Below are 11,024 nucleotides of genomic sequence, written 5' to 3'. Positions count from 1 at the left end.
TCGGCAACTTCCCGCAGGCCTTCAGCCACGTCCCGCTGATCGACACCGCACTGCGGCTGACCGCCTGCGGCGGCGCCTTCCTGTCCGCCCAGCCGCACAGCCCGGACACGCTCCCGGTCCCGGGCCAGCGCACCGCCACCGCACCGGCCGCCGTGTCCGGGAGCCGCTCGTGACGCGCACCGGCCGCACGGCCGCCCCGGCCACGGGTTGGCCCACGGGCCGGCGTCCGGCGGCCTGGGCCGGACCGGACCGCGAGGACGCCGAGCGCGAACGCATCCTGGGGCTGCTGGACCGGGCTTCCTACGCCGGGATCCGGGACGTCCTGGCGGGCGGGCACGACGCCAGCACCTCCAGTTGCACGGCCGCCGGAAGGCTGCTGGGCCTGCTGCCGGACATGCCCTACCGCGCCCAGGACGCTGTCGCGTTCGCCGGACACGCTGCCACCGTGCTCGTACGCGACCTCGGGGTGCGGCAGATCATCCACACGGACCACGGCTTCCCGCACTACTCGCCCCGGCGCAACGTCCACGAGATCGGCCGGGCCATCGACCCGGACTGCCGCACGGTGTACGCGGACGCCGACCCCGTCGTGCACGCCCGCGCCCGCTGCGTGCTCACCGGCAGCGACCGCGTGGCCGTCGCCGACATCGGCCTCGCCAGCGGTGTGCACCGCGTCCTGGAACACCCGGCCGTCGCCGCGCACCTCGACCTGGACCGGCCGGTGGCAGTGCTGTGCACCGTTCTCGAAGCGCTGCCGGACGCGGTGACGAGCGCCCTCACAGCCGACGTCGCCCGGTTGCTGCCGGCCGGCGGGTACCTGGCGGTATGCCAGCTGTCCGTCCAGGACACCCACCTCGCCCGACGGGCCGACGAGATGATGGCCACCGCGCTCGACGGCCGGTGGGGACGCCTGCGCACCCCGGCCCAGACCGCGAGCCTGCTCCGCGACCTGCCACTCGTCCAGCAGCTCGGCGTCCTCGAGACGGCGCACTACATCCGGTCGTCGTACCGGCCCGCCGGACCGCCCCGGGCAGCGGTGCTCGGCGCGATCGCCCGGATCACGCCGTCCGACCCGAGCCCCACAGCCAGCCCCCGCGCCGCGCAGACCGACGTCGACCGGAGCCGCCGGTGACCGCGAAAAACTTCGGTCCTGCTTCCAGCGGGTGGCATCCGGCTCTGGTCAGCCCTTCCGCCCACCGTCCGACCGCCGGGCCGCGTCGGCTCCCGCCCCGGCGATGTGGCCGCGTGGACGGCCGACGGTCAGACCCCGCTCTCCCACCCCGCGCCGCCGACTCCCGACCGGACGGCAACCGAGACCACATCCGACTGGAGAAGCCGTGACCTCCCCCTCCGCCGCGCACGCCCCGCACCTTGGGAGCCGCCGGCTCCTGCCGCTGATCCTGTACGTGGCGGCGTTCCCGGCCGCCGCCCTGGACGCCGTCCGGCTCCTCACCGGCCCGCTCGGCCTGCCCTTCCTCGACACCCCGGCACGTTGGGCCGCGGCGACCACCGCGGGAGCTGTCGGCGCGGCCGTCGCCAGCGCGGGACTACGTGTCCGCCGCACCCGTGCACACGGTGGCCGTCTTCCGTGGCGTGACCCGCTCACCGTCGCCCCACTGCTCGGAGCAGCGACGGTCGTAGCCCTTGTGGGCGTCCATCAGATATGGGCCCACGCCGCGTGTATCGCGATCGTCCCTGCCGTGGCCGCCGCCTTGGCCGTGGAGCTGTGCCACCTCGCCGGCGTGCCGGTGCAGCGGCTGCTGCGCGACCCGGCCAAGCCCGCCACCTCCTGGACCGGCTTGTCCATGGGGGTGCAGTACACGCTCTGGCTCCTGGTGTCGGGCATCCTGGCGGTGGCCGTCGCCCGAATCGCGCCGGCAAGCGCGCCAGCGGCGCCGCAGATCGTCCAGCTCGGCTTCGACCGGGGTGATCTCCTGATGCCGATCGTGACCGCCCTCACTGCGGGCGTGCTGGAGGAAGGCGTGCTGACCGCCGGTCTCGTTGTCCTCGGTCAGGCGGCCCGGTTACCGACCCCGGCCATTCTCATCGCCGCCGCGGCCGCCAGGATCACCCTCCATCTCTACCTCGGTCTGCCCGGCGCGACCAGCGCTCTCTTCGCCGTCGCGGCGGTGCTCCTGTTCCTGCGCCACGGCCGGCTCCTGCCGCTGGTAGCCGCCCACACCGCCTACGACCTGGCCACCATCGGCGCCCAGATCTGGACCTAACGCCCGCCGTCCGGGTGCAGGGTCCGAGCGGGGCGCCGGGGATGTTCGTGCCTGCCTGCCGGTGCAGTTGCGGAAAGACGAGCACGCCCTCGCACTGGTGCGGCTGTAGGCGGGACTGCCCCCGCCCGCTGACGAACCACGGCCCAGGAACCGGCCGCCCCGTACCCGCACCCCCAACCCGAGGAATCTGCCATGAACCGCACGACCCAGCGCTTGGCCAGCCCGCCGCCGGCTACCGCGCGCCGCCCCCCGAATCCGATCAACGAGGCCAGCGTGACCAGCCGGGCCCACACGGCCCTCCGGCAGGCAGCCGCGGCTGCCGGGTTCAGCCTGGAAGGCGCCCGGACGCTGCAACTCCACCGCAACTGGGTGGTTCGGCTGCCTCATGCGACGCCGGGACGCCCGGTCGTCGCCAAGGTCCACGAGCCCCGCTCCATCCCGGCGGCGGTTCACCGGGAGGTGCAGGTCGCCGCATGGCTGCATCGCAGCGGTGTCCTGACAGCTCGGCCCGTCGTGGAACGGCCTACGGCGACCGAGGCCGGGCTGCTCGTCACCTTCACCGAGGACCTGGGCGACGGATCGCCTGCCTCCTCCGAAGGCCTCGGCCGTCTCCTCGCGGAGCTGCACGCACTGCCGCTGCCCTCCCACATAGCCCTGCCTGCCCTGGACGTGACCGGGACCCTGCTGTCGCGGATCAGCCGCCTACCAGAGAGAGTCCTGGCTCCTGCCGATGTGCACTGGCTGAGCATCCACGTCTCCGCAGCCGGCGAGCAGTGGAAGAACACACCGTGCGGCGGTGACGTTGTCCTGCACGGGGACCTCAACGTCCTGAACAGCATCACGACCCCGAACGGCCCGGCGCTGATCGATTTCGAGACGGTCACCAGGGGACCCGCAGCTTACGACCTGGCCTTCGAGGCATGGCGTCGCGACGGCTTCGGCGAGGACCCCGCCGGCTACGCGCGTTTCTGCCACGCCTACGGGACCGATGTGACTACCGGCCGGCAGGGAGCGCCCTACAAGGTTCTCGCCCGTCTGCGGGCAGCCGCCGGAACTGTCATCGCGCTGGAGGCAGCTGTCCACGACCCCGTGTGGCGGCCGGAGGCGGCACGACGGTTGAGCTGCGTCCGGACCCAGAGCAGCAACCCGGCACGCCACCCGTGGAATTGGAGCACCGACCCCACCGTCCCGGCTGCGGAAGCGGCGTCAACCCGCGCCCGGACAGCGTGACCCCCGGGGCTTCGCAGGTCAGCGCCCAAGCGCACTCCTCGCGCCGGCCCAGTGGCCGTGCCACTGGCAGAGCGCACCCTCTGCGGCCTCGGACTCCTGCGCGGGTTCCCCTGTTGCGGCAGACCAGGCTGCTTCGGCAGCCCCGGCCTGCCGCCACGCCCAACCCCTTTCACCCACACGGGCTGACACGACGAGGTGACCTATGCATGCAAGGGATCACGGTGCGACCGTGCCACCGCCCTCCAGGGCGAGTGGCGGTCGTAACGTCGGTTCGTCCGCCGCCTCGGCGCTCAGTGGTTCGTCGCCTCACAAGGCGAACACTGCCCTGGGAGGGTTGATCGCGGAGGCCGGTGTGAAACGCTCGTGGCTCGCGCGCGAGGTCAACCGGCTGTCCCAAAATGACGACAAACCCACCTCCTACACCCATACCCATGTGCAGCGCTGGCTGGACGGGGCCAGGCCTAACGAGGTGACGGCCAAGCGGGTCGTCCGGCTGTTGGGCGAACGCTTGAACCGACCCGTCACTCTTGAGGATGCCGGACTCGGGGAGTTGGCGGCTTTCGACCCCGCGGTCGGGTTGGATTTCCCCCGAGACCGCGAGACCGCGATCGGGAACGCCATCACCTGTTGGAGGACCGTGCACCGCCGTGATGTCCTGCGCCTGCCGAGTGCCGTGCCCGCCGTCCTCGGGTCGGCGACGATGCGATGGATGGCTGTCCCCGCCGACGCCCCAGCCCCGCGTTCCGGAGAGCGTCGCGTCGGCCAGACCGATGTCGAGGAGGTGTGGGCGGCAGCTGCTCAGGCCCAGCTCATGGACTCGCGGTACGGGGGCGGGGACTGGCGCAACAGCAACGTGCTGGTCTGCCTGCGGTCCGCCGCCCCGCTGCTGGCCGGCAGCTACTCCGCGGAGACAGGACAGGCGCTGCACAGCGCCCTCGCGGAGCTGTCGAGAGTGCTGGGGTGGGCGGCGATGGATGCGGGACACCACGGCGCGGCGGACCGGCTGCTGATCCAGGCCCTGCGCCTGGCCCGGGCCGCCGGTGATGTGGAGCTGGGCAGCTACGTGCTGGCCACCGTTTCCCTGAAGACGTTCCTGGCAGGCTGGCCGTCGGAGGCCGCGGACATGGCGGAGGCGGCGTACGAGCGAGGCAAAGGCCACGCCGCTCTGAGGGTGCTGGCGTTCTGCAAGCTCGCCGAGGCCCGGGCGTTGGCCAAGGCCGGTGACGGTGCGGGCGCCGCCGCCGCGCTGGTGCGCTGCGAGAACCTGCTGTCCGGCATCCGTCCGGGCACCTACGATCCGCCGTGGATCGCCTACATGACTCCCGAACGGATGGCCACCGACGGCGTCGAGGCGCACAGGGACCTCGGGCTCACAGCGGCTGCCCGGCGCTGGGCCGAGCGTGCCGGCGCGATGCCTCTGGACCGCTACACGCGTGCGGTCGGCATTCGTTATGCCGTCCTCGGCAGCACGCACGCGATCGACCGGGACCTCGAGCAGGCGGTGGCCGGCGGGCATCGGGCAGTGGACATTCTTGCCACAGTGCGCTCGCCGCGGGCTCACAGCTACCTCTACGACCTGGTTGGCAGGCTCGACCCGTGGAGTGGTGATCCGCGGGTACGTGAGTTCGCGCACCGGGTCCGTTCCGATCTCCCGCGGTCGACCTGAGTGGTGTCGGGGTGCCCAAGGGGAACCTCCCGGGCGCCCCGGCCGTCGGCCTTCCGGTCCTGGCGGGAGCGCGGGTTCCTCAGACGAGAACGCCGGTCCGGCGTGCGAAGTCGCGCACGCCGGGTGTGGGCATCGCCGCGTAGAGCAGCTCGGAGGTCAGTGCCTGCAGAGTGGGGCGGCGGGCCTCCTCCGGGGCGATCCGGTCGACGAACTGCAGCGCGGTCAGGGTGCGCTGCTGGTCGCCGAGGCGCATCCACATGCGGGCGGTGTCGGTGCCCCAGCGTGCCTGGCGCTCGGTGGTGGGCAGAGCGGCCGGGTTGATTCGCTTCGCATAGGGGACGGCCTGGTCCGGCTCGCCGAGCGCCGTGTGCACGCCGATCCGGTACAGGTCGACCTGCGCCTGCGTCGCCTCCACGGTGAACAGCCGACGCTGCGGGAGACCGGCCGGCAGCCGGTCGACCGCCTCGGCGGCACCGACCAGTAGGTCGTGGGCCGTGCCGACGTCGTGGGCACACGCCGCGGTATAGGCGGCGGTCATCCACAGGCTGGCGGCGACGGCCCGCGCGGCAGGGCCGTGGCCGTCGAGGTCGACAGCCGTACGCTTCAGGAGGCCGACGGCTGCGGCGGGGCGTCCGGCACGCCGCATGGTGATGGCGAGGACCCTGACGGCTTCACCGATGACGACCGGGTCGCCGCTCTGCCGGGCGGCCTGCACGGCCCGGTCGGCCGTCGCCCAGGCGAGGTCGGAATGGCGCTTCGACGCGAGCTCCGTGGCCAGGACGTAGCCTCGCGCGGTGAGTGCGTGGGCGCGCTCGCGTGCGCTGCCGCTGGAGGCGTCACGGTGTGACTCAGCGGTGGAGATCAAACCCGGCAGGCCGGCACCGAGGTCGTGGTAGCGCGAGGCGCTGAAGTGAGCCCGGGCCGTGGCGAGCACCTGGCCGAGCTGTGGGAGTGAGGTCCCGGACGCGGGCGGTGGCGGCGCGTAGAGGAGTTCCACCAGGCTGTCGGCCGGGTCGACGCGGCTGGGCTCCGTCGAGGCTGCTGCCGATGCTGGCGGGACGGCCAGGGAAGCGGTCGCGGCGAAGCCAAGCAGCAGCAAATTTCTACGGCGCATGGGGTCCTCCGGTTCCGACGTCCTGTCCGCCACGATAGCGCCGGAAGGGGCGCTTGGGGCTTGTTGCGACCTCAACACCCTTACTGGTTCACCGAGTTTGTACGTGCTGAGGTCGATCTCCAGTACGTCCTCGAAACGCAGGAGCGACTGGGGCGACGGCCACATCGCCCCTTTCTCGATCCTGCTCACCGCGGAAGCGGAATAGCCGGTTTCCTTCCCCAGCTCGGCCTGCGTCATCCGCCTGGCGGCGCGAGCACCGCGGATGACAGCTCCGAGACCACGGCTTCCCTTGGGTGCAGTAGCCATGCGACTCCCCAACTCGCTTTGGCTGCAACGGTAGTGGGGCCAGCTGGCCGGTGGGCCGATTCACAGGATGTGCGGGTCTCGCACACCGTGTGCGGGCCATGCCCGGCCGCCTTCCCCGCCGCGCCCCGTCGCGGTTTCCTGAGATTGCGCACCCGGCGTGGACGGGCACCGACCAGCACTGATGGCATGGACATGCTGTAGGTGCGGAAAAGTGCCCCCCTGAAAGTGCCTTCCACCGTCCCGCGATCTGGTGTCTGCTTGGTCCTCCGCACGGCGCGCACGCCGGTCGGACGCCGGGCAGACCTCTGTGTCGCGGCCCTCCACCGGTGAGAGCCGGCATTCCCGGACAGCCCCAACGGTGCCGCCCGGACCATTCCCGTTCCCGACGCCGGTGTGGCGCGCTCCACGAGCGTGGCCGTTCCCGGCGACCATCGAAGGGACCACTGTGCACTCGACGAAGACGAACCCGGAGTCCTCGGATGGGCTCACGACCTCGGACGGCGTCAGCGCCGGGCCCCCACGGCCGAATGCCTCCGGCTCAGCGGCAAGCCCCGGCCCGCAGGCGCCGCTGTGGCAGACCGAGGAGGCACGACTGCTGCGCCTCGCGGCAGCGGAGGTCCGCACGGTACCGCGGCTCACCAGCCGTCGGCCTGACACGACGATGGCGGATGCGTACGCCCTGCAGTGGTACACGGCTTCGCTGCGCGTGGACGAGGGCGACCGGGTCCTGGGCTACAAGGTGGGCCTGACCTCGAGGGCCATGCAGGAGCAGTTCGGCATGGACGAACCGGACTCCGGTGTGCTCCTGGCCTCCATGCAGGTGCCGGCCGGCGGCACCGTGAACCACGCGGGCCTGCTGACGCCCCGCGTAGAGGCCGAGGTCGCCTTCCGTCTGGGGGCCGACCTGCGCGGCGACGAGGTGGACGAGGGCGATGTCCGCGCGGTACTCGACGGGGTATGCCTGGCGTTGGAGGTCATCGACTGCCGGTACGAGCCGGAGGGCATCACGCTGGTGGACAGCGTGGCCGACAACGCGGCCTGCGCCGGCTTCGTCCTGGGCGAGTTCGTGTTGCCCGGCTGGGACCTTCGTCACGAACGGTTGTCCGTTCACGTGGACGGCGTGGCCATGGCCCAGGGCGAGGGCCGGGACGTACTCGGGGACCCCATCCGCTCGCTCGTGTGGCTGACCCGCCGTCTGGCCAAGTTGGGGCGAGGTCTGCGGGCCGGCGAGGTCGTACTCACCGGCGCCGTGCACGCCAGTCTGCCCCTCACTGCGGGTCAGTTCATCCGCGTGTTCTCGCCCAACCTCCCAGGGGTCAGCCTCCGCGTCGCCTGACAGCGACGCGCCACTCGCCACCGGCCTGCCACGTCGGGCCCGACGAAGTTCCCGCCAGAAGGGATCGACACCGATATGCTCCATCCTCCCTTGCGCACCGCCGTGATCGGCCCCGGGCTGCTCGGCCTTGACCTGGCCGAGAGGATCAGCCGCTCATCTTCCCTGACCTGTGCGCTTGTCGCCGGCCGCGCGAGCAGCTCGGGCCTGCGCCGGGCGGAACGCCTGGGCTTCGAAGTGTCCCCGGACGGAATTGAGGCGGTGACCGGCGGCGGCTTCGACATCGTCTTCGACACGTCGGACGCCACCGCGAACCCGGACCGCCGCGCCGAACTGGCCGCCGGAACCCTGCTCGTAAACCTCACCCCCGCAGACGGTGGCGCGATCACCGCGCCCACCGTCAACGGCCACCTCGCCGCTACCGAACGGCACCTGAGCCTGGCCAGCTGCGGCAGCCAAGCCATCGTGCCCGTCCTGGCCGCCGCGGCCCGGCACTGCACGCCCCGCTACGCGGAGGTCGTCACCACCGCCGCCACGGCGAGCGTCGGTCCGGCCAGCCGCCGCAATCTCGACGAGTACATCGCCACTACCGGGGCAGCCGTGCGGCAGTTCACCGGCGCGCCGCGGGTGAAGGTGCTCACCAGCCTCAGCCCCGCCCTGCCCGCCCCCGCCTTCCGCGCCCAGGCCACCCTCCTCGCCGCCGACGGCGACCCACAAGCCCTGCACGAGGCCGTCGAGATGGCGGCCGCGGCCGTACGCGACAGCTTCGCCCCCGGCTACCAGCTCACCGGCTGTGCGATCACCGACGGCCGGATCACGCTCACCGTCGATGTCACCGCCACCGGCGACCGCCTGCCGGCGTACGCCGGGAACGTCGAACTCATCAACGCGGCCGCGGTGGCGCTGGCCGAACGCCACGCCGCCGCCCGGACCCTGCGAGGCACCCCGTGAACGCACCCTCCCCCGTGACCCTGCACGATGCGACCCTGCGCGACGGCCAGCACGCCGTCGCACACCGCCTGGACGCCGCCCAGCTGCGCGCCTACGCCAAAGCCGCGAACGCGGCCCGCGTCCCGTTGGTTGAGGTCGGTCACGGCAACGGCCTTGGCGGCTCGTCCCTGCAGATCGGCCAAGCCCTGCTGGACGACCGCGCCATGCTCGAAGCGGTCCGCGACGTCCTCACCCACAGCCGCCTGGGCGTTTTCGTCGCCCCGGGCTGGGGCACCGGCCGCGACATCCGGGACGCCGTCCGGGCCGGCGCGGACGTGGTGCGGATCGCCGCGCACTGCACCCTCGGCGACGTGACTGAACGCCACCTCGCCCTGGTTCGCGAGCTGGGCGCCGAGGCGCAGGCCGTGCTGCTGATGAGTCACATGGCCGACCCCGGCCGCCTCGCCGAGGAGTGCGCCCGTATGGTCGGCTTCGGCGCGCAGGCTGTCGGCATCATGGACTCCGCTGGTCATTACACGATGCGCGACGTCACCGAACGGATCGGGACGATCGCCGCCGCGGTCGACGTACCGGTGATCTTCCACGGCCACAACAACCTCTGCCTGGCGGTGGCCAACTCGCTGGCCGCCGTCCAGGCGGGGGCGACGGTCATCGACGCCTGCGCCCGAGGGTTCGGCGCCGGAGCGGGCAACACCCAACTCGAAGCACTCGTACCGGTGCTGGACCGCGAAGGCCACACCACCGGCGTCGACCTGCCCGCACTGCTGCGCGCCGCCGACACCGCCGAGGACCGCCTCCTGGAGCACGGCGCGCCGACAACGGATTCCGTCAGCGTCATGTCCGGCTTGGCCGGGGTGTTCTCCGGGTTCCGGCGGCCGGTGCTGCGAGCCGCCGCCGAAGCGGGCGTCGACCCGCTGGCCGTCTTCACTGAACTCGGCCGCCGCTGCGCCGTCGCCGGCCAGGAGGACCTCATCGCCGACGTCGTGCGCCTCCTGGCGAAGGCGGCCGTGTGATGACCACCGATGTACGCCCCGGCGAGGTGGCGGCCGTCGTGTGCGCGCTGGGCACCGCCCGGCCCGAGCACTCGGTCGCCAACGAGGACATCGCCCCGGGCCTGGGCGTCACCCCCGACTGGATCGCCCGACGCACCGGCATCCACCGCCGCGTCCGGGCCGCAGTCGGTGTGTCGACCGCCGACCTCGCCATCGAGGCCGCAGCCCACGCCCTCGCCCAACGCCCCGCGCTGAACGTGGATGCCCTGGTCCTGGCAACCATCACCCCCGACCGGCGTTGCCCTGCCACCGCACCCGACGTCGCGGCCCGCCTCGGCCTGGCGGGCATCCCCGCCTTCGACGTCGCCGCCGCGTGCGCCGGCCTGCTGTACGGGCTACAGATCGCCTCCTCGCTGATCCGCTCCGCCACCCACCGCACGGTGTTGGTGATTGCCGCGGACCGTATCCCGAGCCTGGTCGACCCCGGCGACCGGACGACCGCGCCGCTATTCGGCGACGGCGCGGCCGCACTGCTGGTGCGCGCCGGCCGGCCTCTAGAGCACGGCGCCCTGGGACCGGTCGTCCTCGGCTCCGACGGCCGGCACGCCGACACGGTCACCGTCGAACACGACGGCTTCCTGGCTATGCGCGGGGCGGAGATGTTCCAGCACGCCGTCACCCACCTCGCCTCTGGCGCCGAGCAGGCCCTGATCGCGGCCGGGTGGAGCCTCGCCTGCGTCGACCGCTTCATCCCGCACCAGGCGAACACACGGATCACCGACGCCGTCGCCCGCCGCCTCGGCCTGGACGAGCACCGGGTCCTCGACCGGATCGCCGACACCGGTAACACCAGCGCCGCCTCGATCCCGCTCGCCCTGTCCGCCGCCCTCGCCGAAGGCCGCGTTCGCCCTGGACAGCGACTGCTGCTGTCCGCCGCCGGAGCCGGACTGACCTGGGGAGCGACCACCCTGCTGTGCCCCGACCACGTCCCGCCGGCTGTCGTCGCCCGGACCGCCGCCCACCCGACCCTGGAGGAAACCCGGTGAAGCAGGAACTGTCCGCCCTTCTGCGCGAACTCGGCGTCGACGCCGCCGCCGCCCGACCCGGCGACCGCCTAGAAGGCTCCTGAAGATCTTGTTGGTGGAGGGGCTGTCCCGGTTGGGGACAGCCCCTCCTGCGTTATGTGGTGGTGGGGGTGATGGCCCAG

The 11,024-nt window shown here is 72.5% G+C and carries 9 protein-coding genes; 8 read left to right on the top strand and 1 reads right to left on the bottom strand.

The genetic code is table 11. The features are described from left to right. The first annotated feature begins 169 nt into the window (after window positions 1–169). From ACIQVZ_RS41580 to ACIQVZ_RS41565, 4 genes are all read left to right on the top strand, one after another. Window positions 170–1,132, top strand: a complete 963-nt coding sequence (locus tag ACIQVZ_RS41580) for an SAM-dependent methyltransferase (protein WP_402458128.1) — start codon at window positions 170–172, stop codon at window positions 1,130–1,132. A 205-nt stretch (window positions 1,133–1,337) separates the two neighbouring features. Next, window positions 1,338–2,225, top strand: a complete 888-nt coding sequence (locus ACIQVZ_RS41575; protein ID WP_402458125.1) for a type II CAAX prenyl endopeptidase Rce1 family protein — start codon at window positions 1,338–1,340, stop codon at window positions 2,223–2,225. Between the two features lie 192 nt (window positions 2,226–2,417). Beyond that, complete coding sequence (locus ACIQVZ_RS41570) at window positions 2,418–3,455, top strand: aminoglycoside phosphotransferase family protein (protein ID WP_402458122.1); 1,038 nt, start codon at window positions 2,418–2,420, stop codon at window positions 3,453–3,455. A 334-nt stretch (window positions 3,456–3,789) separates the two neighbouring features. Beyond that, on the top strand, window positions 3,790–5,121 hold the full coding sequence (locus tag ACIQVZ_RS41565) for a hypothetical protein (RefSeq protein ID WP_402458119.1): 1,332 nt from the start codon (window positions 3,790–3,792) through the stop codon (window positions 5,119–5,121). Window positions 5,122–5,200: 79 nt separating this feature from the next. On the opposite strand, the gene ACIQVZ_RS41560 is transcribed toward ACIQVZ_RS41565, so the two are convergent. Beyond that, a complete protein-coding gene (locus tag ACIQVZ_RS41560; protein WP_402458117.1) occupies window positions 5,201–6,541 on the bottom strand; it encodes a multiprotein-bridging factor 1 family protein in 1,341 nt (446 codons plus the stop codon). Between the two features lie 445 nt (window positions 6,542–6,986). Between ACIQVZ_RS41560 and ACIQVZ_RS41555 the strand changes: the two genes are divergently transcribed. The 4 genes from ACIQVZ_RS41555 (at window position 6,987) to ACIQVZ_RS41540 (ending at window position 10,863) form a co-directional block, all read left to right on the top strand. Next, on the top strand, window positions 6,987–7,877 hold the full coding sequence (locus ACIQVZ_RS41555) for a 2-keto-4-pentenoate hydratase (RefSeq protein ID WP_402458114.1): 891 nt from the start codon (window positions 6,987–6,989) through the stop codon (window positions 7,875–7,877). 90 nt (window positions 7,878–7,967) lie between these two features. Then, window positions 7,968–8,825 (top strand): acetaldehyde dehydrogenase, encoded by an 858-nt coding sequence (locus ACIQVZ_RS41550; RefSeq protein WP_402458112.1) that lies wholly within the window; start codon window positions 7,968–7,970, stop codon window positions 8,823–8,825. 14 nt (window positions 8,826–8,839) lie between these two features. Then, on the top strand, window positions 8,840–9,838 hold the full coding sequence (dmpG, locus tag ACIQVZ_RS41545; protein WP_402458109.1) for a 4-hydroxy-2-oxovalerate aldolase: 999 nt from the start codon (window positions 8,840–8,842) through the stop codon (window positions 9,836–9,838). After that, entirely contained in the window at window positions 9,838–10,863 is a 1,026-nt protein-coding gene (locus ACIQVZ_RS41540; RefSeq protein ID WP_402458106.1) for a beta-ketoacyl-ACP synthase 3, read from the top strand. The genes dmpG and ACIQVZ_RS41540 overlap by 1 nt, the downstream gene beginning before the upstream one ends. The last annotated feature ends 161 nt before the right edge of the window (window positions 10,864–11,024 follow it).

The organism is Kitasatospora sp. NPDC098663 (genome assembly GCF_044760075.1).
Classification (GTDB): domain Bacteria; phylum Actinomycetota; class Actinomycetes; order Streptomycetales; family Streptomycetaceae; genus Kitasatospora.
Note: the sequence above shows the minus strand (reverse complement) of the source record. Positions and strands in the feature narration are given on the sequence as shown.